This window comes from Micromonospora sp. HNM0581 (assembly GCF_012726175.1).
In the GTDB taxonomy this organism is placed as follows: domain Bacteria; phylum Actinomycetota; class Actinomycetes; order Mycobacteriales; family Micromonosporaceae; genus Micromonospora.
The window spans coordinates 1-26,442 of the sequence record NZ_JAASAD010000004.1 but is presented as its reverse complement, the minus strand read 5'-3'; the positions used below and the strand labels follow the sequence as shown (position 1 = coordinate 26,442).

Sequence of the window (26,442 nt, the reverse complement as noted above, 5' to 3'; positions counted from 1 at the left end):
CCGACGCCCTGTCTTCCGGCCGGTGGTGAACTGCAGACTGTCTACGGACCGATACCCGGATTCGCCGACGGGTGCTGTCCGGCCGTGTCGAGCCGGGCGAGCAGGGTCTTCGGTGCCACCGTCCGGTAGGCGTCCTCGATGATCTCCGCCAGCTCGGCCTCGCCGATGCCGGTGTCGAGGCGGACGCCGACCCAGCCGCGATGTCCCACGTAGGGCGGGCGGAAGTAGGTTCGCGGGTCCTCCGCAATCAGCTCGGCGGCGGACCCCGGCGGCGCGGCACACCACAGATGGGGGAAGTCGTTCTGATGATGACCATCGGGCCAGACGGTGGTGAAGGCCTTCTTGTCGCGGATGAACCAGTTCGGGGTGCCGTGGCTGAGTCGTTCGCTGACCTCGGGAAGACGCAGGCAGGCCTGCCGGATGATCGCCACCAAGTCGGTCATCGACTCACGCTACGACACTGGTCCGACAGAGCAGCCGGCACCCTCCGTACACGGCCGCCGCCCCGCCGCCGGTGTGACACCGGCGGCGGGGCTTCTGGCCAACCGTCAGGGCAGCCGGATGGTCTTGGTGTTCGGGTAGCTGTAGGGGCAGGAGATCGACGATCCGGTGCCCACCACCACGTAGCCGGCCGGCACCGGAGACACCGAGCAGATCACCGTGGTGCCGGTGGTGGACGGGGTACGGATGGTCCAGGTGTTCGGGTAGCTGTAGGGGCAGGAGATCGACGAGCCCTGGGCGGTGATGACGAAGCCGGTCGGCACGGCGGACACCTTGCACATCACCGTGGACGTGGTGGTCGACGGCTTCCGGATGGTCCAGGTGTTCGGGTAGCTGTAGGGGCAGGAGATCGACGAGCCCTCGGCGACGACGACGAAGCCGGTCGGCACGGCAGACACCTTGCACATCACCGTCGTCGTGGTGGTCGACGGGATCGTGATGGTCCAGGTGTTGGGGAAGCTGTAGGGGCAGGAGATCGACGAGCCCTCGGCGATGACGACGTACCCGGCCGGCACCGCCTGGTTCTTGCAGATCGTCGTCGTCGCCGCGCTGGCCGGCGTCGCCAGGGCCACGGCGGCGGCCCCGCCGACGACGACGGCGGCCAGCGTCGTCGCCGCCATCCGCAGCAGCGCCGTCGACCTGGACGCAGCGAAACGCCGCCACACCCGATCCATTCGATTCATTCGGAACCCTCCCACAGGACCATGTCACAGCGCACTGGTGCGGTGACTATGAGTGCAGATCGTGGGGTCTGGCGGCCCGCTCGGGCAAGACCTGCGCCGATAGATGAACGAAGTAAGTCAACCGGACGGGGCTTGACCTCCGTCGATGCCCGGGAGCGGTGTAACGTCGCGGAAACACGGCTGGGTGCGGTGGTCGACGAGCGGAACCGCTGCCGCCGAGCATGATGCCCATGACCAGCGTCCGGCGGCGTTCAACTTCGTCGATGGGTGCGCCGTGAACCTCCGCGACCGAGAGGGCGACCCTCGCGATCTGCTGCGGGCCGAAGGTGTCGAGTTCGACACGTACGGCCGGGCCAACCAGGCACAACGCTTCGGCGTCGACGAGCTGGCCCAACTTGCTGGCCTACCGCAGCACGACACGCCTCGGCAGTTCCACCGACCCCGCTCCCACCGTAACGATTCGCTGGACGACCGTTTCGTCGAGCAGCTGACCGACCTGCAGGACGCCCGGGTGGTCGCCGCCACGGTTGCCGTCATCGAAGCCTGGGCGGGACTGGGCGGTCGAGCGCTCTACGGCTCCGGAGGTGAGACATCGTGTTTCCTCATGGCGCGGGGCAAGGAGCACGAGCTGGGGAACATCTGGCCCGCGGCGATCTATCCGAGCGGCAAGTTCGAGCTGGTGTTCCAACACCTGAGTGTCCGGCCGCCATTCGACGCCATCACCCTTCGGGAGCAGTTCCGCCAGCGGCTCAACAAGTTGCCGGGGGTGAACATCGCCGCCGCCAAGCTGGCCCTGCGTCCCGGATTCTCCTTGGAGGTCCTTGCCGACGCCTCGGCCCGCGAGGCACTTGTCGAACACCTCGCCTGGTTCTACCAGCAGGCGGTGCGTCAGGCATCCTGACGCTCCGTCGCCTGCCTACCCTCACCACCTGGGGCGCGGACCCGGGCCGCAGGCGGTCAACGCCCCGGTGTACCGGCAGACGAGCCCCGGTCAGGCCGGTCCGTGGTTGTTGGAGCCGCGGGCCCGCTGGATGAGGCTTTCGACCCACCGTTCGAATTTGCTGCTGCCGCCGCCGAGCAGCCCGGCGAGTTCGTCCTCGGTGACCCCGCCGCGGGTGGCAAGGGACTCGACCATCGTCCGCAACCGGCGATGGTCGTCGTCCTCGGTCGGCGCCGACGTGACGGCTCCGGTCCCGAGGTGACGTTGCAGCTCCTGAAGGATGTCCATCATCTGTGGCAGGGTCTCGATGATCTGTGAAAGTCCGGCCTCGTGCGGGCTTGACGAGCCGCGCAGCTCCTGCAGGGTGAGCGCGACCGACATCGGTGTGACGATGTCCGCCTCGCGGCCGATCGCGTCGATGGCCCGACCCAGTTGCTCCTTCGCGGCGTGGACGCTGTCCAGATCGGTGTGGTCGACCAGGATCGTCCGCATGCCCTGCACATCGAAGGGCAGCTGCTGGTCCTTCGCCATCAGCTGCACGAACGGTTTACGCAGGGCATGCCGGACCGCCAGTTCGTAGAAGACGTTGGCGTTCTGGTCGGTCAGGTCGGCGATGACGAGATCGTTGCGGATGATGCGGTCCAGCACCTGGGAGGTGATCAGACCGGCTCGTTCGATCTCGTCGCCACGTACCGCTACGAAGCCCCGTTCCTCGACCACCGGACGGATCACGTGCTTGAGGATCTGGTCGCTGCGTTTACGGATCTCCGAGCCCTCCGGGCCGATCGGGGCGATCACGAAACACTCACGACGCGTAGGCCTCTCGCGTTCCTCCCCCATGAACCCAGCGTAGTGGAGTCTGGCGAGACGAGTGGTCAGCCGGTCGGCGCCCGGTGACGGTCCCACCGGGCGCGGTGCGCTGCCAGCAGCCGGTCGGCCTCGGTAGCCGCCCGTGCGTCGACCGGCTCCGCCTGCCATCGGTCGAGTACACCGGCCATGCCGTGCACCAGACGCCGGCCCACCGGGGTCAGTCGGGGCTGGATGCCAAGCACCGCTACGGTGTCGGCGGCTGCCCTGGTCCACCGGACGAAATGGACCTGTGCCGCGTGCCGCGCCGCACCCGGCTCGGTCACCTGCTCCTGCCGACGCCAGAAACCCGCCACCCCCAGATGGGCGTAGACCCCGTGCAGCAGACCGTCCAACGGTCGTGGGTCGGGCCGCCACGGAGCGTAGAACAGCTCCGTCGGCCCCCGTTCCAGGACGGCGAACATGTCGGTGAAGCCGGCGAGCTTGGCGTGCTGGACCTCGTGGGCGAGCGCCACCGCCGTCGACCGTGCGTCCGGTGGCAGCGACATGACCACCGAACCGAAGGCGTGGTGGAAGGTGCCGCTGCGGGTGCTGGTCCGAGGTGCGGCGATCGGTACCAGCGTGCGGAGCAGGGCGGAGATCTCCTCGGCGACTGGCCGGTGGTGCTCGACGAGCATCCGCCATGCACCGTCGAGCCGCGACCTCCAGGCACCGGTGTGTCCCACGCTGAAGCAGGGCCTTCGGTCCAGGCCGGGCACGTGCCGCCAGGTCCGGGTGTCCAGTAGCAGCGACAGCTTCAGCCCGTCGTGCGTGACGTCCAGCCGGGACAGTGGCCGCCATCGCCGGTCGGACGACCGACCGGCGACGATGGCGACCCGGGTACCAGCGGCAGTCACCCAAGCCTGCCCGCCGGTCACCTGGACCCGGGCCTGGGCGGCGGTGGCCGGGAGGGTCGCCGTGCCGAGACCCGGCAGGTCCAGCAGGCCGTTGGCGTCGCGCGCCAGCGGGACGTCGAGTTCGGTGTCGGTGCCCGCCCGGACGGCCGCGGCCACCGCCACGGCGGCGAGCAGTCCCGGGTACGCCGTCGACGCGTTACCCGCCTCCAGCAGCGACACGGTGCCGAAGGCCCATGCGGCGACGGGCGGATGGGCGAGCGCGGCCAACCGATCCGGTGGCGGAACCTCTGCCAGCACCTGGTACGCCGCCTCGACCGCCGCCCGGTCCGGGTGTGCCCGCTCGCGTACCAGTAGCAGCATGGCGCGCAGCAGCAGGAGGGTCTTGCTGTGTTGCGCGGCCCGCAGCTGCGCAACCGCTCGTTCGCCGCCCCGGCCGGCGGCGAGTTCGTCGAGGACCGCCGTCGACATCCGGTGCGCCGGCAGGATCAACGTGCCGCCCCGGGCAGTGTCGCCAGGTCCCGACGTACCGTCCGGCGGATGTGGTTGATGACGGCGTACAGGTCGGGGCAGTAGACCGAGGGGTTGTCGAAGCCGTTGTCGGCCTGCCAACGGTGGGTGCGCAGCCCGCCGCCACAGACCTGCCGCAGGTCGCAGGCACTGCACGTCGCGCAGAGCGCGGCAGCCGGGTTGAGTTGGGCGCGTACCACGGGCAGCTGGAGGACGGCGTCGAACGGATCCCGTCGCACGTGCAAACCGGTACGCGCAGCGCCGGGGTGGGCGGCGGCTAGCGTGTCGTCCATCTCGATCTCACCATCGGTCTGCACGACCGCCACCGCCATCGGACTCAGGCCCACCCCGGCCAGTCGGGAGGCACCGCCGAGCAGCAACTGGATGATCTCGTCGAAGAGTCGGATCCGGACCGGCCGGCCCGGCGTGTGGTACCACCGGTCGAACACCTGGATCAGCCACCGCGCGTACGGGACCAGACGGGGATCTGCCGGGCGTCCGGGCGGGGGAGTAGTCCAGGTGCCGTGCGGTAGCAGGAAGTCGATCGTCGGTGGCCGGTGTTCCAGCAGGCTGAGGTAGGTGGTCACCGGGTCGTTGCGAAGGTCGACAGTGCACAGAAGTCCGTTGAACAGGTGCGGGTAGCCCGTGGTGAGACGACGCAGGGCGGCCTCGACGCGGGCGTGGCTGCCCTGCCCGTCGGGCCCGCGTCGGTGCCGGTCGTGCGCGGCCCGGTCGCCGTCCAGGCTGACGCTCAGTCGTACGTCGAGCCGGTCGAACATGCTGAGGTACCGCTCGTCGAGCCGGGTGGCGTTCGTCTGCACGGTCATCCGTACCGGCACCGGCGCCGCGCCCTGTCGGATGACCGACACGGCTGTCTCGACGTGTTCCGGTCCGGCCAGCAGCGGTTCACCGCCGTGCAGGATCACCGACACCCGGTCTAGCCGGTGTGCCCTGACGTGTTCGCCGATGCGCCCGGCGGTCGCCTCGATCACCTCGTGGCGCATCGCCCGGGGGAGATCCCGCCACCGCTTGTCGAACATCGTGTAGACGTAGCAGTGGTCGCAGGCCAGGTCGCAGCGGCTGTGCAGCTTGAGCACGAACTGACGGAACGCGATCGGCGCAGCGGGCTGGGCGGCGGTCACACCGGCTGGCCGGTGGTCATCATCAGGTCCGGGCATCAGGAGCTTCACCGTCCTGGCTGCGGCCGGTCGGCCGGGTCGACAGGTCCACAGCATACATCGACGTTCGGCGTTTCACTCCCGTGTCTGATCCGCCGCTGGACCGCCGAAACCACTGCCGAACCGCCATGGCGGCGGACCGGCCCGGTCCGCGTGGGACCGCCTGACGGGCACGCCATACCGTTATCATGGGTTCACGCAGCGGATCTGGCCAACGGTCGATGTCCGAACTGCGCCGCGATCCTTGTCCGAGATGCAGACAGGCGGTGATCGGGGGATGGACGCCGGGGAGGATTCGTTGCGCTCCGATCTGATCGATCTGACCGACATGGACCTGGCCGCCCTCGACGCCGTGCCGAGCGAGGTGCTCCTCGCCGCGCTGCACCGGTTGCAGCAGCGCAGCGGCGCCTCCGGCGACCAGTACGCGGGCTGGCAGAGCGCCATCGATGGCGACGACTGACCGGGGGGACGCCCCGGCCGTTCCGGGTGACGTCCCGCAGCAGCGACCGGCTCGCAGCCGTACCGGCCACCAGGGTCGGGAGGAACCCGCTGGTCACTGCACGATCGTCTCCTTCGTCTCGCCCACAAGTGGCACTGGTCGCAGCAGCGCGGTCGCCAACATCGCCTGGATCCTCGCCTCGAACGGCAAACGGGTCCTCGCCGTGGACTGGTGCACCAAGACCCCGAGGGTCTACGACTATCTCCGGTCGTTCCGCGTGGATGCAGTGCCGGCCGCCGGGGTGCTCGGAACAGAGCTCGCCGCCCTGATCAGCCCGCACCCGGACGCGCCGACGCGCCGGGCCGGTACGTCCGCGTCCAGCGGGCCGGAGGAGGGCGTGCTCCACCAGTACGCGATATCCGGGTCGAGTTTCGGTTTCGAGATGATCGGCGTCAACCTCGACGTCAATGCTCTGCCGGAGGTCGATCCGGTACGGGCACGGCAGCTGCTGCTACACGCCGGCTACGACTACGTCCTGATAGACACCCCGGTCGACCTCACCCTGCCGGGCACCGGTTACACCGCCATGCTCAGTGACGTGGCGGTGGTCTCGGTGCCGCCCCGCCGGCAGGCCATGCAGCAGGCGGCAGAACTCGCCGCGCAGCTTCAGCGCGAGGCCACCGGAGGCATCCGGGTGCTCGCCGCGCCGACCCTGCGCGATGTCAGCCAACCGTGGTACGGAGCCGTTCGCGACTCGGCCCGTAAGGCGTTCGCGGACCTGCTCGACGAGTCCACCATCGGGCTGCCCGGTACCTCGATGGTGGAGATCGTGGAGGTACCCGAGCAGACCTACGACACCTACGACGACGTGCTGGCGGTACTGGCCGACCCACCCGGCAGCGAAGACACCCTGCTCGCGGCCTACGAGCAGATGGCCTCCTGGATCAGCGGAGGAGCGGTGGCCCGGGCAGCCGAGGTGCCCGAGCGGATCCGCCGTCGCTACCGCCGGGGCGTGCTGCTCGACCCGGCCGAGAGCGTGGACGAGATCCACGTGCTCTACGAGCCGGTCGCCCGGCCGTACGCCGACTGGATCTGCGGGCAGCTTCGTCGGGCCAACGCCCAGGTCCAGCGGCATGCCGTGCGGTCGGGGCCGGCACCCGCCTACGACCCCGAGGCCACTGTGCTGGCGATCCTCTCGCCGGGCATGGTCCAGGCCATCGGCCCCGGCGGCGCGGCAGGGCTCGACACCGACGTCGAGGTGTTCGGCGTACTGATCGGCGGGGACGCTCCCGAACAGCTGGATCCGAGCCGGGTCGTCGACCTCGGCGGAGTCGACGCGGCACGGGCGCAGGCGTTGCTGCTGAGCCGACTGGGCCTCATCGCACCCGGACAGCCGACCGGCGACCTGCGGACCGCGCCACGGTACCCGGCCGAGACGGAACGCCGGCTGCGGAGCAACCTGCCACCGCGCAACGAGTCCTTCGTCGGCCGTGGCGAATACCTCGAACGGCTACGGGACCAGCTCGCCGACGGCGGCGGACCGGTCACCCTGACCGGCGGCGCCGGAGTCGGGAAGAGTGAGATCGCCCGCGAGTTCGCCCACCGGTTCGCCTACGACTACGACGTCGTGTGGTGGATTCCGGCACAGGACCGGGAGACGGTCCAGGCGGCACTGGGCGAGCTGGCCCATGACATCAACGTGGCTGACAGCGTCGGCGCGGCGGAGGCGGCCGTGGCAGCCCTGTCGGCTCCGCGTAGCAGTATCGCCCGTTGGCTGCTGATCTACGACAATGCCGACGACGCGGACGTGCTCGCCGGACTACTTCCCCGGCCAGGGGTCGGGCACGTGCTGTTCACCTCGCGCGACGACGGTTCCTCCAACCTGCCGGCACCGCTGGAGGTGGCGGCGTTCACCGGCGACGAGAGCACCGCGATGCTGCGGCGGACCCTCGGCATCAGCGCCGACGACGCCCGCGCCATCGCAGTGGCGGTGGAGCACCTGCCGCTGGCACTTCGGCTGGCCACCGCGTGGATCCGCGAGCGGACCCGGGCCTTCGAGCGCGAGGGCGTGCCCAACCTGGAGGCCGTCGGCCGGTGCGTGGCCGACCTGCTCGACGGGTTGCGACTGCCCGCCGACGCGGAGGAACCAACGGAGCGGATTCCCGGTTCCCGCACCTCGACCGTGGCTCGGATGCTGGATGTTACCCTGGCCAGCCTGCGGGCGACCGAGTTCGGGTCGTTGGCGATACGGGTGGCCGAACTCGGTTCGTTCCTCTCGCCGGAGGGCATCGGTTTCCCCCTGCTGCGGTCGGTGCCGATGCTGACCCAGCTCGCCGCCGCCGCTGACCTCACCGCCGAGGAGTTGCTGCTCGACGCCGGAGAGGTCGATCTGGTGCTCACCGTCGGCGCGCGGTTCGCCCTGTTCGACATCGACTGGGGGCGCGGCGCCGCGTTGCGGATGCACCGGGCCATCCAGGTCCTGCTGCGCGAGGCGATGCCCGAGCCGCAGCGACGCCAGCGTCATCGTCAGGTTCTGCGCGGGCTGGCTGGCTACGCGCCGACGGATCCTGAGGCCGACGACCGGAGCTACCTGCCGGTCTTCGAGGAGTTGCAGCGCCATCTGGTGCCCTGCGGGGCGCTGGCTGCCGACGAGGCACCCGTGCGGCACTGGGTGGTGAAGCAGGTCCGCTACCTGTTCTTCTTCGGTGACAGCGACGCCTGGCAGTCGGCGGTGCGGTTGGCGCAGGAGGTCTGCGACAGGTGGACAGCCACCGGCGAGTTCGACCAGTTGACCATGCGGTTGTTCGTGCAGACCGCGAACCTGCACCGGGCGCTGGGGAAACACCAGGAGGCGCTGCGCCTCGACGAGCGGGTGCTCAGCGAGCAGCGCCGTCGGCACGGGCTACGACACTTCCGGACCCTCATCGCCGGCCGGGGCCGTGGTGGCGACCTGCGTGGTCTCGGTCGTTTCGAGGATGCGCTCGTGGAGGACCAGGCGACCCTCGTCGGGTACCAGGAGGTGCTCGGCGACGACCACCCGAACACCCTGATGGCGATCAACAATCTCGCTATCTCCTTCGAGCTCATCGGAGATGCACGCGAGGCACTACGACTCGCTCGCCACCTGTTCGCCCGGCGGATGGCGCTGTTCGGGCCGGAGGACCCGGCGACGTGGCGAGCGTCGTGCCTGGTGGGGACGCTTGAGCGGGAGGCCGGCGAGTACGACCTGTCGTTGGCCACCCTGCGTGAAACGCTGGAGCGGGTACACGAGCTGCATTCCGCGAGCCACCTCGACGAGCTGAGCGTGAACCGGAGTCTCGCCGTCACCGAACGTCGGCTCGGCCTGGCCATCGCCGCGAAGAAGCGCAGCATCGACACCTTCCGTGGCTACCGCGACCGATTCGGTGAGGACCATCCGATCACCCGGGCCAGCCTGCTCAGCCTGGCGGTGGACTACTACCGGGCCGGTGACGCCGGGGTCGCGGTCGAGCACGCTATCCGTTGTCTGCGCGGCTACGAGCGGCAGCTCGAGACCGGGCACCCGTTCACCGCCGTCTGCTCGGTCAACCTGGGGCTGTTCCAGCGTGGTGCCGGGGAGCACGACCAGGCTGTCCGGGACGGCGAACGGGGTCTGCGTACGCTACGCGCCCGGCTCGGCGACGCCCATCCGTGGACGCTCACCGCTGCCACCGCCCAGGCCGGCCACCTGGCCGCGCGGGGAAACCACAGCGACGCCCTTCGGATCCAGGAGGACACGCACCAACTCTGCCAACGCTACCTGGGCCGCCGCCACCCCTGCACCATCGACGCCGTCGCCAACCTCGCGGTGGTCAGGGCGCTGCACGAGGGCGCCCACGGCGCCGATACCAGCGCGTTGACCGACACCGACATCGACGTGCCGAGAAGCTGAGGAGTGGACAGGTGACGGATTCGCGTCTGAGTGACGCGCTGACGGAGGAGTCGGCCGAGCAGGACGTGCCCGGGTTCCGCAAGAAGCGCAACCTGTGCCGGGAACTTCTTCTCGGCGATACCGGCGTCTACTACGTCGCGCACTACACCGGAGGAGTTCTCGACTTCACGCTGGATCTCCTCGATCATCCGTCCGCACCGGCCGCCGTCGACGACGCCTCTGCGGCGCAGCGCCGCGACGCACACGGTCGGGCCGGTGCCCAGCTCGTCTACCGGGCGGCCGACCTCAGCCGGCGGGTCTGGGAACTCCAGTGTGGTGCGCTGGTGCGGCTCGCGGTCCAGACCCGGACGGACCTCGTCTTCTGCAACACGGTGATCGGTGGCGAACATGTCGTCGGGTTCGGGTGGCTTCCGGAGCAGCCCAGCGACGTGGTGGTCGACCCTGCTCAGGCGAGCGACATCGACCGGGCGGCGGCCCGGCTCGCCACCGCGCTACGTCAACTGGTCCGGCTGCCCTCGCAGAATCCGGGTGGCTGGCAGACCGCCGGTGACGCCCAGGAGCCGGTGGCGTCGTCGAACGCCAACTTCGTGGCGTACGTGGTCGGGGTGCCGGAGTCCGCTGAGCTGCTCAGCACCGCTCTACGGCCTGCCGGGCTGCACTATCTGAGCCATCACCGGGCTGGGGAGCAGACAGCCGCCGCCGACATCCTCCGACACCCGGACCTGGAGTCCTTCTTCAGCCGCGGTGTCACCGTGGCGGGTCGTCGTGCACGCTACGAGCGGCTTGCCGGGGACCTGTCCCTGCTGGCGTTGCAGGTCAGCCGGGATCTGCGCCGGACGGTGGCCGGCCAGGTCGAACGACTCGTGCTCGATCTGGAGATCGGCGCGGTCTTCTACTATCTGCTCGGCCCCGAGGAGTACCTGTTCGGGGTTGCGCTCGACCAGGACTGGGTCACCCAGGCAGATCGTGACATGTCGGCGGTGGGCCGGCAGTTGGCCCCGTCGAAGGTCCGAACCACCGGCACGTGAGGCAAGGTGTCGGTCGCGGCCGGAGGCGGTCAGGCGTTCACCATCAGGCGACGTACCCGACCGCTCAGTCCGTCGAACACCGACCGTGCCTCCGACCAGCTGCGGGAGCGTTCCGCCGGCTCGATGGGGCCGGCGTCCCCGTGAACGGCCAGATCACCGAGCACGTCCAGTTGGAACAGCGGGAGGTACTCGACGATGCCGTCGTAGGTTTCACAGAGCCGGTCCAGCCGGTCCAGATCCCCTGGGCGAGGTGTGCGGCGGTGGCCCTCGTACCAGCCTTCGACGCCGTCGCGGAACGCCTCGATCAGCCGCCGCAACACCATCGAGGTGCCCAGTGCCCGCTGCACGTCGCGGGACCGCAACCCCGAGCGCAGCAGCGCGGCGTCGCCGATCGATCGGGGGGGGCCGGTACCGGCCGTCGCGAACGCGTCGCGTAGGTGGCGGTCGAAGCCGCTGAGCTGGTCGAGGGACACGATGGCCTCGACGAAGAGTCGGGTCACCGGGCCGGGCAGCATCGACGTGGTGAGGTCCGGTGGAGGTGGCCGATGGTCCCGCTGCACCGTCCTGCGGGCGTCGTGGCGCAGGTCGTCGCGGATCTCGTCCAGCTGGTACGACAGCCGTTCGATGGAGCGTTGGGCGTTCGTCTGCTGACGCTGGATGCGTTCGACGCGGGTCCGCACCGAGGTCAGGGCGTCAGCGCCGAGCGCCCGTTCGAGCCGACGCAGGGTGGCCTTGACGCTGCCGGACAGGTCCTCGGGGAAGGACTGCGGCTCGTAGACGATCGGCTCCACGCTGAACGTCTCGGTGAGGTCAGCGGCGAACTCCGCCGGCAAGTGACCGACGACGACCAGGATGACCTCGCTGTCCGGCACCGCCGCCCGGATCGCCACCACCCGGCGGTTCAGTGCGTCGACCTCCTCGGACTTGAGCACCGACTCGGTCAGTAGCACGCAACAGCCGGCATTCTGCTCCTCGAGCGGCACCCAGAAATCGACAGGTAGGTCCCGTAGCGAACCCACCAGATGGTCCCGCTGGTACGACCAGCCGTCCTGGGTGAGTACCCGCCGCACGTCGGCGGCGACATCCTGCCTGCTGGCCAGGTCGAACTGGACGCGGACCGCCTCCCGAACCATGTGGTGGGTGACCGGCGTGCCGGCCTGCGACGCCTGCTGGAAGAGGTGGTAGCAGAGCCGGATCAGTCGACGTGGCACCCCGTCGGTCAGGTTGGTGAGGTACTCGGTGGTCTCCACGGTGAACGGCGCCAGCCGTGTGCGCCCGAACGTGTGCAGCTGGCTGCGCCTGATGAAGTCCCGCACGTCCTGCGCGTTGAGCGCGGACATTCTCACGATCGGCCCGATCCGCTGCCGCACGTCCGGGTCGAACAGGTGCAACATGTCGGGCAGCCCGGCGATCACCAGGAAGGCACCGGCTGCCGCGAAAATCTCGATCATGCGGGAGAACCGGGTCATCGTGTCGTCACCCGGACGGCCCGAGGCCGCAAGGACCTTGTCCACCTCGTCCAGCAGCACCACGAACCGTCGGTCGTGCTGCCCGCACAGCAGGGCCAGCGTACCCATCGTCGCCACCGCGTCGGACTCCACATCGACCCGGGCGGGGACACCTGCGGCCGTCAGGGCCGGGCCGGGCGGGTGACCCGTGAGCCAGTCCCAGGCCGCCGCCTCGGTGATGGGGTCGATCAACATCGCCAGCACCGTGCCCACGTGCGGATCGATGCTGATCGCGGCCAGTTCCGCCCGGTGCTCCTCGACCAGGGCCCGCACCGTGTCGCGGGACAACCGACCGAGGAACTGACGACTCAGTGACAGGAACGTGTCGGCGGGGGCGTCGAGGTAGATCGCTCGGGCCGTGCCGTTGCTGGCCTTGCGGGTGTGGGCCAACAGTTCGGCGGCCAGGTGCGTCTTGCCGGTGCCGTAGTCACCCACCACCGCGACCGTGCCGCCGTCTCCGCTGTGCAGGTAGTGGTCCAGGTGGGCGACGGCGTCGCGGAGGGCGGCGGTGGTGACTGTGATCGTCGGCGACCGGCCCTCGGTCACCCTGGCGACAGCTGTCGGAGAGAACGGGTTGACCGCAACGATCGCCGGCGGATCTTCAGTTGCATCCATCTTCATGATCCTCCGGTAGCTCTGGTCCGGGCACCAGGAACTCCCACGGCCCGGGCAGGCACTGCGACGTCGCGCCTTCAGGGCGTCTTCGAATCGTAGCCGTCAGTAGCCATCGTGGCGGTCCTCGACGGGTGACAGATCGGTCGTACCTGCAAAAAGGAGCCGATCGGTGGCCTCCGGTAGCGCATCGGGGCCGGGTGGCGGGGCTGTCGCAGAATGACGCGCATGCGAGCGGTGATGTTCGACGCGTACGATCCGCCGGAGGTGCTCAACCAGGTGGAGCTGCCCACCCCGGTACCGAAGGGTGATCAGGTCCTGATCCGGGAGTACGCCACCACGGTGACAACCGCCGAGTGTGGAACGCGCCGTGGTGAACCCCGGTGGGGTCGGGTCGTCATCGGTCTGCGCCGGCCGCGCCGCAGCGTCCGGGTGCTCGGGTTGGCGTTCGCCGGTGAGGTGACGGCGCTCGGGCCGAAGGTCCTCGTCATCGGCGCGTCCGGCAGAATGGCCGAAATCGTCGAGGCGCACCGGCACGTCGACAGCGGACACAAGCTCGGCAACGTCGTCATCGACGTCGTGCCGCCTCCCGAGGACCGGTCCGACCGGTGAGCATGTCCTATCTGATCCCCGGTACGGCCCGTCCTGTCGCCTGGTGGCTTCGGGTCGTCTTCGGGGTGATCGGTCTGGTCGCCTCGGTGCTCGGTTACGTCGGTCTGGAACGTCTGTCGCAGATTCGTCCCGGGGTGATCGAGGACCGGTACGACATCCTCTACTACGACCTGCAACTGTTCCTTCTCAGCGCCGAACTCTTCGAACAGCCGGGCCCGTACCCGTGGCAGTTGCAGGTGGCCCGGTTCATGGCACCCCTGTTCACGCTCCTGGCGGTGGCCGAGGCCGGGCGGCTGCTGCTGGCCACGGAGATCCGTCGGCGGCGGGCCCGACGAGCCAGCGGCCATGCGGTCGTCTGCGGCGACTCCCAGTTCGCGCACATGCTGGCCGACCGGCTGCACGCCGACGGGGGCCGGGTGGTGGTCGTGCGCTCCGAACCGTTCGGGCCGCTGGAGTACCGCCGGCGTCGCTATCTCGGGGTCGTCGGTGACCCGACGAACGCCGAGGTGCTTCGGGGTGCCGGTCTGCCCCGGGCGCACACCGTCTACGCCTGCACCGACGACGACGACCGCAACCACGCCATCGCCAACACCGCCAACCGGATGATCCAGGACCGGCGACATCCACCCCGGATGTACGTGCAGGTCCACGACCCGGAGATGTGCCTGTCGTTGCAGGCTCGGCGGCTCGGTGCCGCAGGCTCCAGCCGGCTCAGACTGGACTACTTCCACGTCGACGACATCGCCGCCCGGGCGCTGTACCGGCACCATCCGTTGCCGTCGGCGCCGGACCGCCCGACGATGGTCCTGATCGCCGGTGACGGCAGCTTCCGCCGGACCCTGCTGGTGGAGACCGCCCGCCACTGGCGGGCGCACCAGGCTGACCAGGGCAGCCCCGACCGTCGGCTGCGGGTGGACCTGGTGGCGCCGGATGCCCGCTCGGAACTCGCCCTGGCCACCTCCCGTCACCCGTTCCTGACCGAGGTCTGCCGGCTGGTAGGGTACGATCGGGACATCACGGGACTTGTCGGTCTGGATCACTTCGCCGCCGAGGGCTACGACCGCATCTACCTCTGCGCCCCCGATGAGAGCAACGGTTTACGCTTCGCGCTGGACACCCCCGCGCTGTGGCGTGGAGCCCGCGGTGTCGTGTTCGTGCCGGTCTACCGGCAGGCCGCGCTCGCCGCTGCCTTCCACGGCGACGCCCGCCACGACCTCCTCGACGAGGTGCACGGAAAACTCCGGCTCTATCCGGTACTCACCCACGCCAGCGAAGCGCAGCTGATCGCCGAGGACCTCACCGAACGTCTCGCTGAGCAGCTCCACCTGCGGTACCTGTCCGCCCGGCAGCGGGCCGGCGTACGTCTCGGCGAGGCACCCGCCATGGTGCCCTGGTCTCGGCTGCCGGAGTCGCTGCGCAGCGCGAACCGCAGCCACGTCCAGGACATTGCCGCGAAGCTGCTCAAATTGGGCTGCGTTGTGACACCCCGGCACGGGGGTGCCGGTGACGCTTCGGCAGCCCGGTGGGCCATCGACGACCGGGTCGAACAGCTGGCCCGGCTCGAACACGAACGGTGGTGCCGGGAACGGCGTTCCGAGGGTTGGACGTACGGCGAGCCGCGTGACGACGCCCGCCGCCGGCATCACCTGCTGCGGCCGTGGGACGAGTTGCCACCGGCGGCGCAGGAACAGAACCGGGAGGAGATCCGCGCACTACCAGACGTACTGTCCGACAGCGGGTTCGAGTTGATCCGGTTGGGCCCCGGCGTGCCGGTGCAGCGGGGAGGCTCCGCCGATGCGGCCTGAACACGAACCGGTCCGTGTCGGGGTCACCGGCCACATCAACTTGACCCCGGCCACCGAGCGGCTGGTCGCCGACGCGATCCGCCTCGAACTGCGCCGGATCAGTGCTCGACCGGTGCACGGGGTCACCTGCCTGGCAGCGGGCACCGACCAGATCTTCGCCCGAGCGGTGCGGGACGGTGGCGGTACCTACGAGGTGATCCTGCCGGCTCCCGACTACCGCGACACCATCGCTGCGCCGGCCCGGGGTTCCTTCGACGAGTTGTTGGGCACCGCCACCCGGGTCCTGCACACCGGCCACCGGACCTCCGGCACCGCTGCCTACGTGGCGGCGAACCGGGAGCTGCTGCTGCGGGTGCAGCGGCTGTTGGCGGTCTGGGACGGCGAACCGGGTTGCCATGACGCGTCCACCGACCGGACTGTCAGCTGGGCCCGCACGCGGGGCGTCCCCACCACCGTCATCTGGCCCGCCGACGCGCAGCGGACCCCGATGGTGTGAGCCCCGGCGGTCGCCACCCGCGTGCTGGCGTACTTCTCGGTCCAGGCCGGGCTGGCGAGCAACCTCGCCCGAATCCGGCATTCCGGAAGTGGAGCAGGCAGAGCCGGGGAGTGCCGCACGGCAGGCGAACGTTCACCGACCGTGGGCAAACAGTGCCAGGCGCACCCGATTGGGGCTGTCCGTCTTGGTCATCAGGCTGGTGATGTGTGACTTGACCGTGGTGACGCCGATGTGCAACCGCTCAGCGATCTCGCCGTTGGACAGCCCGTCGGCGACCAGGTCCAACACCTGCTGCTCCCGGGCCGTCAGCCCGGCGACCGGTGTGGGCGTGCCGGTGCGGGCGTGCACCGCACGTTGCACCAGCCGGCGCAGCACCTCCTGACTGAACGGGCTGTCGCCGGTCGCTGCCCGCCGCACACCGTCGAGCAGCTCGGTCGGCGGCGCGTCCTTGAGCAAGAAACCGCAGGCGCCGGCCGTCAGGGCCGGATAGAGGTGGTCGTCGTCGCCGAACGTGGTGAGCACCAGGACGCGGGCGCCGGGACGCTCGGCGAGGATCCGGCTGGTGGCGGAGATCCCGTCGACGCCAGGCATGCGCAGGTCCATCACCACGACGTCGGGCACCAGCCGGGCGGCGAGAGTGACTGCGTCACGGCCGTTGTCGGCCTCGCCGACGACCTCGATGTCGGGCTGGGCCTCGCAGAGCATGCGCAGCCCGGCGCGGATGAGATGCTGGTCGTCGACCAGCAGCACCCGGATCACGCGGGTTCCGTCGCTCTGTCGGCGGCGGGAAGCACGGTGGCGACCCGCCAGCCGGGGCCGGTCGGACCGACCGTCAACTGTCCGCCGAGGACCTCGACCCGTTCACGCATCCCGGTGATGCCATGGCCGCCGCCGGCCGGCACATCGGTGGGCACCGCGCCACGGCCGTCGTCGACGACCTCCCACCGGACGCCGGTGTCGACCACGCTCACCGTCAGTCGGGCCACCGCGGCGGTACCGGCGTGTTTGGCCACGTTCGTCAACGCCTCCTGGGTGAGGCGCAGTACGGCGAGGCCACGCACCGCGTCGAGGGTACCGACCGCCGGGTCGATGTCGGCGATCACCGTGATGCCGGCCTGACGGGCCCGGTCCACCGCGGCGCCGAGCGCGGCCGGTAGCGCCGAAGGTTCGATCGCGGTCAGCGCCGCGTCGCCGCGAACCCCGTCGGGGTCACGCAGCACCGCGACCAGCCGACGCAGGTCGGCCAGGGCCGCGGTGCCGGTGCCGTGCACATCGTCGAAGACCGCGACCACCCGCGGATCCGTGTCGGTCAACACGTGCCGGGCGACGCCGACGCGCAGCACCATCGACGCCACGTGGTGGGCGACCACGTCGTGCAGTTCCCGCGCGATGGCGCTGCGTTCGTCGGCACGTGCCGCACGGCTCTCCGACTCACGTCGCCGCTGCTCCTCCTCGGTACGCCGCCGCGACTGCTGCCCGAGTTCCCGGGTGGTCCGGATGACCAGCCCGAGCAGCAGCGGAACACCGACCTCGGCAAGCAGCCCGAACACACCGGAGAGCAGACGTGACAGCGGATCGCCGATCGAGTCGGTCAGGTCGACCACGGCCAGCAGCCCCGCCGCCAGCCAGATGGTGCGCCCCCGACGGGCGGCCATGGTGAGTTCGAGCAACGCCCAGCTGGCCCCCACCTGGTTGATGGTGAAGTCGTCGACCTGCCAGATCGCGACCGCCAGCAGCGCCGTCTGCGTCAGCATGCCGGGCAGCGGCCGGTGGTGCAGCGCCAGCCCGACGGCGAAGGCGAGTACCGCGAGCACCCACTGGACGGTGGTCGGTGCCGACAGTGTGCCGAGGACCAGATAACCCAGGCCGGAGAGGATCAGCAGCACCATCCGTACGAGGCTGTCGCGCGCGTCGAACAGCCGCCCCACCCAGCCCACGACCTCAGCCTAGGCGCTGCTGATCGTGCCCGGTACGGGCCATCTGGTGCGTACGGCCAGGTACCCGGCCAGGCCGAGTGGGCCCACCAGGATCGTCGACACCAGCACCGGCGCCATCACCAGCGGCGGGACTTTCCGCTCACGGCTGTCAAGCCAGGCCCAACGGCCAACGAACAGGTCGAAGGCGATGAAGTGTGCCCAGGCCGCGGCCGCCCCGTCGGTGCCGCCGAGCAGACCCTGTACGCCGTCGAGGGTGGGTGACACCACGACCGGCAGGACCTCCCCGAACGCCGGGACGACCAGGATCGCGTAGATCGCCACGGCCGGGGCCACGATCAGCGGTGACTGGATGATCCGGTGGGTCGCCGCCCAGTTCGGCAGCAGGATCATCAGCACCCAGAAGGGTGCCGCGACCGCGAAGGTCAACGAGAACAACGTGGCACTCACGCGATCACCTCCGCCCGTTCGTCACCCACGATCCGCCCGTCGCGCGGAGCCGCCCTGCCCTGTTCACCGGGGCCTTCCGGTCGGTGCCCGACCGTGCGCGCCGAAGACCGGTGTCGGGTCAGCACCGCCGTGGCAGCGGCGACGGTCGCCACCGCCAGCGTCGCGGCGGCGACGAGGGTGAGGGTGTCCGGTCGTAGCAGCGGCTGCCCACGTAGCGCCTGCCAGGTCAGCAGTACGGTCGCCGCACCGTAACCGACGCCCACGACGAGCAGCAACCGCGCCCGGGTCCGCTCGTCCAACCGGCCACCGGCGAACCGGCCCAGCAGCAGCGCCACAAACGGCAGCACCTGCATCCCGTGCAGCCCCACGAAGTGCCCGATCCGTAGGTCCCCGCCGGTGGTGCTCCAACCGAGCAGCGGCAACCCTGGCCCGCCGTCGGGTACGCCCACACTGTGCGCCCCGGCGATGCCCTCGATCGCGGGCGCCTGACCCGGCAGGGTCATCGGTATCGCCACCAGCATGCCGAGTGCCGCCAGGCCGAGCCCCGAGCCGATCGCGTAACGGCTGGCGCGGCCGGCGATCGGCTGCCGCAGCACCGCGACACCGATGACGACGTGGGCGACGAACAACACCATGATCGCCGCGCCCATCACCTGCCACAGCACGGTGTTCAACGCGCTTGTCTGGTTGTAGTGGCTGGTGGTGCCGCGGATCACCTGCCCGACGATGATGCTCATCTCCACGACACCCGTGGCGACCACCACGGTCACCGCCCACTCCGCGGCCCGGCTACGGCGACGCAGCAGGGAGAGCAGCCAGACCAGGGTGCCGCCGTACAGGACGAACGACACCGAGAACTTGAATGGTTTGAGCCAGATCGGCACGCCGGTCAGGATCCGCTGGTCGGCCACGATACCGACCGCGCAGACGACGGCGAGCACCGCCATCGCCGAGACGAAGACCACCAGGGGACGATGCCGGTACGTCCGCCGCGACAAGTTGTCAGTCATGTCTGTAGATGCTGGATCGAGCGACCGCCGGTCGCGCCCGACCAGGAGCCGCAACCGCGGCCACTGGGCGGAGCTCCACATCCTCCCTGGGTAGGACTCCAGCGGCGGGCGGCGGTAGTCTGCCGCGGTGGTGCTTTCTCCGATCAGTCGAGACGGCCACGCACCGCGGGCTTGCGGGCCGACGGCGAGCCGATCCGTCCGAAGCCCGGCTGGTATCGGGGCGATGTCCATCTACACCCGACACTCTCCGCTGGTGGCGAAGTCACCCCGGGCAACTCGTCGCCACCGCCCGCGAAATCGGGTTGGACTTCGTCGCCACCACCGAGCACAACACCACGGCCGGGCCGCCCGATGAGGCGGCGCTGGTCCGCACACCGAACGGAATGGCGGCGCGGCGGCTAGCACGAGAGCCGGTCCGCGAGGTGGATTTCCGGGTTTCCGGGTCGTGTCGTCCGACAACGGTCCACCATCAGCCGCAGGACGGTTGACACGACGGCAGGTGGACGAGCGTGCGGGAGACAGCGGTCGAGCCGATCGTCAGCGGCGACGATGCCAGCCTGGCGGAGCGGGTGTGGCGCAACGCGACAGAGGATCCGGACGCCGTGCAGTTCGTCAGGCCCGACCCGGACCCGAGGTCGTGGCCGGTACGCCGCTCCGGGCGCGGTGGCGCCCTGCCGGTGACCTGCCGGGAGTTCCGCGACGACGTGACGGCGGTGGCCCGCGGCTTCGTCGCCGCCGGGATCGCGCACGGTGACCGGGTCGGGTTGCTCAGCCGCACCCGGTACGAGTGGACGCTCGTGGACTATGCCCTCTGGTCCGTCGGCGCGGTCACCGTGCCGATCTACGACACCTCGAGCGCCGAACAGATCCGCCGGATACTCGGCGACTCCGGTGCGGTGGGTTGTGTGCTGGAGACCGCCGGCCACGCCGCCAGCGTGGCCGAGTGGAGGTCTGAGCTGTCCCAGTTACGGCAGATCTGGCGTATCGACTCCGGTGATCTGATCGAGCTGGTCGTTCGGGGGCGTGCGGTCGACGCCGCCGAGGTGGACGCCCGCCGGGCCGCCGTGACGGGCGGCGACATCGCCACCATCGTCTACACGAGCGGCACCACCGGCTCACCGAAGGGTTGCGTGCTGACCCACGGCAACATTTCCGCCGACATCGGCAACGCCACGGCGGTCCTGCCCGAGTTGCTGCATCCAGGTGCGTCGACGGTGCTGTTCCTGCCGCTGGCACATGCCTTTGCCCGACTGATCCAGGTGGGCATGGTGCACACCCGGGCCACCATGGTGCACAGCGCCGACATTTCCGGGGTGCTCGACCAGCTGCGTCGGTTCCGGCCCACCTTCATCCTCGCCGTACCCCGCATGTTCGAGAAGATGCGGGACCAGGCCCGCCGCACCGCCGAGGACGCGCACCGGGGATGGCTGTTCGACATCGCCGAGTGGGCGGCCGTACGGTACAGCCGATCGCTGGACACCCCGCACGGGCCGGGCAGGCTGCTCCGCCTGGCGCATCTGGTGTTCGACCTGGCCGCGTACCGCCGGTTGCGGGCCGCCCTCGGTGGGCGGTGCCGGCTGGCCATCGTGGGTGGCGCGCCGATGGGGGAGCGGCTGGGGCACTTCTTCCGGGGCGCGGGCATCACGGTGCTGGAGGGCTACGGGCTCACCGAGACGTCTCCGGCGCTGACCGCCAACCTGCCGGCTGCCATCCGGATCGGTACGGTGGGTCGACCACTGCCGGGGGTGCGGATCCGCATCGCCGACGACGGCGAGATCCACGCCCGGGGAGAGGTGGTGTTCGGCGGGTACTGGCACAACCCGGAGGCCACCCGGGCCGCCTTGACCGACGACGGGTGGCTGCGCACCGGTGACCTCGGCACGATCGACGACGACGGTTTCCTGCGGATCACCGGTAGGACGAAGGACATCATGGTCACGACCGCCGGCAAGAACATCGCGCCCGCGCCGATCGAGGAGCGCATCCGGGCGCATCCACTGGTCGGCCAGGTGATGCTTGTCGCTGATGGCCGCCCCTACGTCGCAGCGTTGGTGACGGTCGACCCGCAGGCGTGGACGCGGTGGCGGGATCAGCACGGGCACCCAGGGGCGGCGGTGTCCGCGCTACGGGACAACCCGGAACTACGTGACGAGATCCAGACCGCGATCGACGGGGCCAACCGGAGCGTTTCCCGGGCCGAGCAGGTCAAGACCTTCCGGATCCTGCACCGGGATCTCACCGAGGCGGATGCGGAACTCACCCCGACGCTCAAGATCAGGCGGGAGGCCGTACAGGACCACTTCGCCGACGACGTCGCCGCCCTCTACCACGGGCACTGAGGTCCGCCGACGGTGTGTTCGGGCCGTTGCTGACGGTTCTGGTTTCTCCCCGCGAACGGGCGGGTAGGTCGGGCCGGACGAACCACCTGCCCCCGTGGAGGACCACTCGATGCGAGACGACTTCGGTGACGCGGTGGGGGACACCCTCCGCTCGATACTTCTCTTTCTACCCAAGGCGCTTGCCTTCGTGGCCATCATGGTTGTCGGCTGGCTGCTGGCCAAGGCCGCGCTGAAGCTGGTGAACCGGCTGCTCGAACGGGTCGGCTTCGACCGTGCGGTCGAGCGGGGCGGCATCCGCCGGGCCCTGGCCCGATCCCGCTACGACGCCAGCGACATCGTCGCCCGACTGGCCTACTACGGGATCCTGCTGCTCACCCTCTACCTGGCCTTCGGGGTCTGGGGGCCGAACCCGATCTCCGACCTGATCGGTGGGGTCATTGCCTGGCTGCCCCGCGCCTTCGTGGCGATCGTCATCGTGGTCGTCGCCGCCGCGATCGCGAGTGCGGTGAAGGACATCATCTCCGGTGCGCTCGGCGGGTTGTCCTACGGCCGGCTGCTGGCCACCGCAGCCTCGGCGTTCATTCTCGGTCTCGGCATCATCGCCGCGCTCGCCCAGATCGGTGTTGCGACCACGGTGACCACGCCGGTACTGATCGCCGTGCTGGCCACCATCGGCGGCATCCTCGTGGTCGGGGTCGGTGGCGGGCTGGTGCGTCCGATGCAGCACCGCTGGGAGTCCTGGCTCGCCCGGGCGGAGCAGGAGTCGCGGACCATCGCCGAGCATGCCCGGGTGTACTCTGCCAGCCGCCGCGACACCGACGAGCATCTCGCCGACCCCGCCGCACCGACCACCGCCGGCTCGTCGTCCGTCGACGACCCGGAGGCTACCCAAGTCGTCGCCGGGGCCGCCGTCGATCCCGACGCGACCACGCCGCTGCCACGCCAGAGCGCCGCCCCCACGCACCCCGGGCCGGAGTCTTCGACGCCGCCGGAGAACGACGCGGACACCACCCAGGTGGTTCCCCCGAATCAGCCGCAGGTGCCGGCACGGCGCGACTCTGCCGACAGCGACTCGACGATCGTGCTGCCGAAGACCGACGAGCAGCGCTGACCGACCGGGCGGAACGGGGCCGGCAGTCGGCCCCGTTCCGCCCGCACACCGTCGAACGCTTCGGACCAGCCCGTGTGGAACCGCCGCGTGCGGCGTTATCATCAGCGCCATGACCTGGCGACATTGATCCGTCATCCGAGGCCGTGGGCCGCCATGGACACCGCGACACAGGTGTCCGTGACCCGTCCCACCTCGAAAGGCCCCGATGATCCCGAGCTCGCCGCGTGCCCGCCGCCTGGCCGGCACGCTCTACGTGTACGCGTTCCTCACCGACCTGGTGCTGCTCTACCCGGTGTACGCGCTGCTCTTCGCAGACACCGGCCTGTCGGTCGGGCAGATTTCCTCGCTTTTCGTCATCTGGTCGCTGGCCAGCATCGCGCTGGAGGTGCCGTCCGGCGCCTGGGCCGACGCGACCTCCCGGCAGCGAATGCTCTGCCTTGCCCCGTTGTGCACCGCCGCCGGCTTCGCCCTGTGGACCGTTGTACCGTCCTATCCGGCGTTCGCCGTCGGTTTCGTCCTCTGGGGAGCGGGCGGCGCACTCGCCTCCGGCGCGACGGAGGCGTTGGTCTTCGACGAGCTGGACGAGCTCGGTGTCGCCGACCGGTATGCCCGCGTCATCGGCCGGGCGCGTACCGCCGGCACCGTCGGGGTGCTGGGGTCGATCGTGCTGGCCGCTCCGGTGCTCACATTCGGCGGCTACCCGGCAGTCGGGGCGGCCAGCGTCGCGGCGTGCCTGCTCGCCGCGGCCGTCGCGGTCCGCTTCCCCGACGACCGCCGGTCCGCCGGCCCGGACGTCGACCGGGCCGGCGACGGCGCCTGCCTGCCGCGCTGCCTCGACACCGTGCCCGGTGGCCTCGACACCGACCACACCGTGCCGCGCGGCCCCGACGCCGATTCCACCGTGCCTGCCCTGGGTAGGGCCGCGCCGACCGTGGTCGGCGTGGCAGTAACCGCGACGGCGAGACCGGACCCGGATGAGGACGAGCTCGGCTGGTGGCAGGGGCTGCGCGCGGGGGTCGCCGAGGCCCGCGGCAACCGGCCGGTGCGCCGGGCGGTGCTGCTCGTCGCCGGGGTCGGTGCTGTCTGGGGCGCCCTGGACGAGTACACGCCGCTGCTGGCCCGCGACACCGGAGTCGCGTTGACGACCGTGCCGCTGCTGCTCCTGATCGTCACGGTTGGGCAGATCGTCGGCGGTCTGCTCGCTCCGGTCGGTCAGCGGTTCGGCAGTCGCGGCTACGCGGTGCTGCTGGTCGGCTCGGCCCTGACCCTGGCCTCGGGCGCGCTGGTGGGTCACCCGGCCGGGTTCGGTCTGGTGGCGGTGGCGTTCTGCGGCCTGCAACTGGCCTCGGTGCTGGCCGACGCGCGACTACAGGCCCGGATCACCGGGCCGGGGCGGGCCACCGTCACCTCGGTCGCCGGCATGGGCACCGACCTGACGATCATCGTGGTGTACGCCGGGTACGGACTGGTCGCAACCATGGCGGGAAATCCGGTGGCGTTCGCGGTCGCCGCCGTGCCGTACCTGTTGATCGCGGCAGCCCTGGCGATCCGGCCGGCTGGCGACCGGAGACCGTTCGGGCCGGCCGTCCCTCCGCTCGGGCCCTGAGCTGCCGAAGTCCTCTCCGGCGTACGCCGTTGGCGACGGGTCTTCCGGTGCCCCGACGGTCGAACTCGGGTTCAGGCCGCCCTGGTGGCGAAGACGACGAGGTTGTCGACGTACTCGCCGCTGTCCCCGTCGAACCGGCCGCCGCAGGTGATCAGGCGGAGCCCGGCCGCGTCGCCGGGCCCGTAGACCAGGTCGGTGGGGAACCGGTCCTTCGGATACGCCTCGACGGCGTGCACGGCGAAGCGCACCAGCCGGGTGTCGGTCCGGACGATCTCGATGGTGTCCCCGGGACGCAGCCGTCCGAGGTCGAAGAAGACGGCCGGCCCGGCGGGGGAGTCCACGTGACCCACCAGCACCGCGTTGCCGGTCTCCCCGGGGCTGACCCCGGGCCGGTACCAGCCCGCCACGGCCGGGCGGTCCAGCGGCGGTACCTCCAGCGTCCCGGCGGCATCAGCGGCGACGGACATCAGCGGTGCGTGAAGGTCGATGGCGGGGATGCGTACCTCGACGGGGACGGCTCGGGGCAGTGACGGTAGGTGCGGCGCTGGCACCGTGCGGTGCGCAGCGGCGGCTCCGTCCGGTTGCGGCGGTCGCACCGGCAGCCGCGTCACACCCGCCCCGAGCAGCGCGAGGCCGGTCACCGCGAGCGCCGCGACCAGGAGACGGCCCAACCGGTACGCCCGCACGGGAATCTCCGTTCGCCGGTGTCCGCGATGGGCGCGGAACTGTGTCTGCCGTGCCGCCTCGGGTGCCCGTACCGTGGAGCTGGCACGGGCACCCGTCGCAGGATGGGGTGAGCCGTGGATCAGTGGGTTGCGGCGGTGACGGCGTGACGGCGTCGCCGGGCCAGGATGACGGCACCGCCGAGCGCGGTGGCCAGCAGGGTGGCGCCGGTGGCCATTGTCCCGATCCCGTCGTCGCCGGTCCGGCCCCCGGCCGCGGCGCCGCCGATCGGGGTGATCGTCAGGGTGGCGCTGCTGTCGGGTGTACCGTCGCCGCAGGTGGCAGCCACCGTGTAGCTGCCCAGGGTGAAACCGGCCGTGAACAGTTCGGCGCTCAACCCGCCACCGGCGGCGGCGGTGGTGGAGCGAACGTTCTGGTCGCGGTCCGGCCCGGTGACACGGAAGATCGCGTCACCTGACTTCGGGTTGCAGCCCGTCGTGGTCAGTACGACGGTTCCACCGACCGGCGTGGTGGACGGCGACACGATCGTGTCGGCCAGCGCGGTGCCGGGCAGCAGCAGTGCGCCGAAAGTAACGCCGCCTGCCGCCGGTACGAGAAATTTTGTTGCCTTCATACGCGTCTTCCCTCACTTTTCGTCCGCTGACTGCGTGGGACGTCGTTCGGGTGGCCAACTCCGTGACTAGCACCGGTGTGCCCAACACTAGGTGGGCTTGAGACCCGATCCGGTGAAAACGAGAAATCCTCGCTGCCGTCCCGTGTTCCCCCGGACGCCACAGGCGTCGCGGAAGGGGCGGTCGGGCGCTGTTGTGGGCGTGGTTGGGGGTGTGGCCCGCCGTGCCCGGCTCCGGGCGGGCAGGCTTGACCCCGCCGCCCAACCAGCCCCCCACCCCGCCTTCCACTCGTTGACCATGAGGTTGGCGGCGTGTTGATCTTTAAAACCGCCGTCAACCTCATGGTCGACGGTGTGTGTGGTTTGGGCTCGGGGGTCGGGTTCGGTGGCCGGCCCGGGTGGAATGGGGGGCGTGGTGGGGGCGTTGGAGATCCCTGAACGAGCGAGGAGGACCGCCCGGCCGTGGCGGGCGCCGCCCCCGGGTGGGTGTGCCGCTGACGGGAATGGTGGCGGGTCGGTGGTCGTTACACATGGTCCCGGCGACGTGAGGTAGACCCCCGGCCGGAGATCTTGTTCCCTTTCTTGTTTTTCTGTGCCCTTTTCTGTTGGTGTTTTGCGTGCGCCTGACCGGTCCCCCTCGGTGTGGGTGTGCGGTGACCCCCGATTGGAGCTTGATCATGAACACGATGCTGCGGAAGAGTGTTCTGGGTGTTGCGGGTCTGGCGTTCACCGGTGGCCTGTTCGCCGGTCCGGTCGCCGCCCACGCCGATGTCGCC

General features: G+C 70.3%; 20 protein-coding genes and 2 pseudogenes. 10 read left to right on the top strand and 12 right to left on the bottom strand.

From position 1 onward, the window contains the following. Positions 1-41: 41 nt before the first annotated feature. Together HCA58_RS07430 and HCA58_RS07425 are read right to left on the bottom strand one after the other, a co-directional pair. Positions 42-443 carry an MmcQ/YjbR family DNA-binding protein gene (locus tag HCA58_RS07430; RefSeq protein ID WP_169597026.1) on the bottom strand — a complete coding sequence of 134 codons (402 nt, stop codon included), beginning with the start codon at positions 441-443 and terminating at the stop codon, positions 42-44. Between the two features lie 105 nt (positions 444-548). Next, positions 549-1,184, bottom strand: coding sequence for a hypothetical protein (locus HCA58_RS07425; protein ID WP_169597025.1), 636 nt, complete (start codon positions 1,182-1,184; stop codon positions 549-551). A 274-nt stretch (positions 1,185-1,458) separates the two neighbouring features. On the opposite strand from HCA58_RS07425, the gene HCA58_RS23410 reads away from it, so the two are divergent. Continuing rightward, positions 1,459-2,085: a hypothetical protein gene (locus HCA58_RS23410; protein ID WP_240955674.1), complete on the top strand. Its 627-nt coding sequence runs from the start codon at positions 1,459-1,461 to the stop codon at positions 2,083-2,085. Between the two features lie 90 nt (positions 2,086-2,175). Here the strand turns inward: HCA58_RS23410 and HCA58_RS07415 are convergent, their stop codons facing one another. From HCA58_RS07415 to HCA58_RS07405, 3 genes are read right to left on the bottom strand one after another with little or no spacing between them, the layout of a single operon-like run. Further along, complete coding sequence (locus HCA58_RS07415; RefSeq protein ID WP_169597023.1) at positions 2,176-2,964, bottom strand: hypothetical protein; 789 nt, start codon at positions 2,962-2,964, stop codon at positions 2,176-2,178. 35 nt (positions 2,965-2,999) lie between these two features. Continuing rightward, complete coding sequence (locus HCA58_RS07410; protein ID WP_169597022.1) at positions 3,000-4,295, bottom strand: HEXXH motif domain-containing protein; 1,296 nt, start codon at positions 4,293-4,295, stop codon at positions 3,000-3,002. Positions 4,296-4,312: 17 nt separating this feature from the next. Beyond that, positions 4,313-5,512: an FxsB family cyclophane-forming radical SAM/SPASM peptide maturase gene (locus HCA58_RS07405; protein ID WP_169597021.1), complete on the bottom strand. Its 1,200-nt coding sequence runs from the start codon at positions 5,510-5,512 to the stop codon at positions 4,313-4,315. A 253-nt stretch (positions 5,513-5,765) separates the two neighbouring features. On the opposite strand from HCA58_RS07405, the gene fxsA reads away from it, so the two are divergent. From fxsA to HCA58_RS07390, 3 genes are read left to right on the top strand one after another with little or no spacing between them, the layout of a single operon-like run. Next, on the top strand, positions 5,766-5,972 hold the full coding sequence (gene fxsA / locus HCA58_RS07400) for an FxSxx-COOH cyclophane-containing RiPP peptide (RefSeq protein WP_169597020.1): 207 nt from the start codon (positions 5,766-5,768) through the stop codon (positions 5,970-5,972). Then, entirely contained in the window at positions 5,959-9,861 is a 3,903-nt protein-coding gene (gene fxsT / locus HCA58_RS07395; protein ID WP_169597019.1) for an FxSxx-COOH system tetratricopeptide repeat protein, read from the top strand. Before fxsA ends, fxsT begins: the two co-directional genes overlap by 14 nt. An 11-nt stretch (positions 9,862-9,872) precedes the next feature. Then, a complete protein-coding gene (locus HCA58_RS07390) occupies positions 9,873-10,889 on the top strand; it encodes a hypothetical protein (RefSeq protein WP_169597018.1) in 1,017 nt (338 codons plus the stop codon). A 29-nt stretch (positions 10,890-10,918) separates the two neighbouring features. Here HCA58_RS07390 and HCA58_RS07385 read toward each other — a convergent pair whose 3' ends face one another. Next, positions 10,919-13,012, bottom strand: a complete 2,094-nt coding sequence (locus HCA58_RS07385) for an AAA family ATPase (protein WP_169597017.1) — start codon at positions 13,010-13,012, stop codon at positions 10,919-10,921. 225 nt (positions 13,013-13,237) lie between these two features. On the opposite strand from HCA58_RS07385, the pseudogene HCA58_RS24000 reads away from it, so the two are divergent. The 3 genes and pseudogenes from HCA58_RS24000 to HCA58_RS07370 form a co-directional block, all read left to right on the top strand. Further along, a pseudogene (locus HCA58_RS24000) lies at positions 13,238-13,486 on the top strand (NAD(P)-dependent alcohol dehydrogenase); the annotation flags it as partial. A gap of 137 nt (positions 13,487-13,623) precedes the next feature. Further along, the gene (locus tag HCA58_RS07375) at positions 13,624-15,426 is read left to right on the top strand and encodes a RyR domain-containing protein (protein ID WP_240955697.1); all 1,803 of its coding nucleotides are present in this window, start codon (positions 13,624-13,626) and stop codon (positions 15,424-15,426) included. Further along, positions 15,416-15,922, top strand: coding sequence for a hypothetical protein (locus HCA58_RS07370; protein WP_169597015.1), 507 nt, complete (start codon positions 15,416-15,418; stop codon positions 15,920-15,922). Before HCA58_RS07375 ends, HCA58_RS07370 begins: the two co-directional genes overlap by 11 nt. Before the next feature lie 132 nt (positions 15,923-16,054). Here the strand turns inward: HCA58_RS07370 and HCA58_RS07365 are convergent, their stop codons facing one another. The 4 genes from HCA58_RS07365 to HCA58_RS07350 are packed head-to-tail and all read right to left on the bottom strand — an operon-like array spanning position 16,055 to position 19,316. Beyond that, entirely contained in the window at positions 16,055-16,681 is a 627-nt protein-coding gene (locus tag HCA58_RS07365) for a response regulator transcription factor (RefSeq protein ID WP_169597014.1), read from the bottom strand. Then, the gene (locus HCA58_RS07360; protein WP_169597013.1) at positions 16,678-17,859 is read right to left on the bottom strand and encodes a histidine kinase; all 1,182 of its coding nucleotides are present in this window, start codon (positions 17,857-17,859) and stop codon (positions 16,678-16,680) included. Before HCA58_RS07360 ends, HCA58_RS07365 begins: the two co-directional genes overlap by 4 nt. Before the next feature lie 9 nt (positions 17,860-17,868). Then, the gene (locus HCA58_RS07355; protein WP_169597012.1) at positions 17,869-18,306 is read right to left on the bottom strand and encodes an ABA4-like family protein; all 438 of its coding nucleotides are present in this window, start codon (positions 18,304-18,306) and stop codon (positions 17,869-17,871) included. Then, positions 18,303-19,316: a hypothetical protein gene (locus tag HCA58_RS07350; RefSeq protein ID WP_240955672.1), complete on the bottom strand. Its 1,014-nt coding sequence runs from the start codon at positions 19,314-19,316 to the stop codon at positions 18,303-18,305. Before HCA58_RS07350 ends, HCA58_RS07355 begins: the two co-directional genes overlap by 4 nt. A gap of 509 nt (positions 19,317-19,825) precedes the next feature. Here HCA58_RS07350 and HCA58_RS07345 point away from each other — a divergent pair. The 3 genes and pseudogenes from HCA58_RS07345 to HCA58_RS07335 form a co-directional block, all read left to right on the top strand. Further along, on the top strand, positions 19,826-21,655 hold the full coding sequence (locus HCA58_RS07345; RefSeq protein ID WP_169597011.1) for an AMP-dependent synthetase/ligase: 1,830 nt from the start codon (positions 19,826-19,828) through the stop codon (positions 21,653-21,655). A gap of 109 nt (positions 21,656-21,764) precedes the next feature. After that, on the top strand, positions 21,765-22,766 hold the full coding sequence (locus HCA58_RS07340) for a hypothetical protein (protein WP_169597010.1): 1,002 nt from the start codon (positions 21,765-21,767) through the stop codon (positions 22,764-22,766). Positions 22,767-22,989: 223 nt separating this feature from the next. Then, positions 22,990-24,372: pseudogene (locus tag HCA58_RS07335) on the top strand (MFS transporter); the annotation flags it as partial. A gap of 71 nt (positions 24,373-24,443) precedes the next feature. Here the strand turns inward: HCA58_RS07335 and HCA58_RS07330 are convergent. Continuing rightward, complete coding sequence (locus HCA58_RS07330) at positions 24,444-25,058, bottom strand: class F sortase (RefSeq protein ID WP_169597008.1); 615 nt, start codon at positions 25,056-25,058, stop codon at positions 24,444-24,446. A gap of 119 nt (positions 25,059-25,177) precedes the next feature. Beyond that, positions 25,178-25,669 (bottom strand): hypothetical protein, encoded by a 492-nt coding sequence (locus tag HCA58_RS07325; protein WP_169597007.1) that lies wholly within the window; start codon positions 25,667-25,669, stop codon positions 25,178-25,180. Between the last annotated feature and the right edge of the window lie 773 nt (positions 25,670-26,442).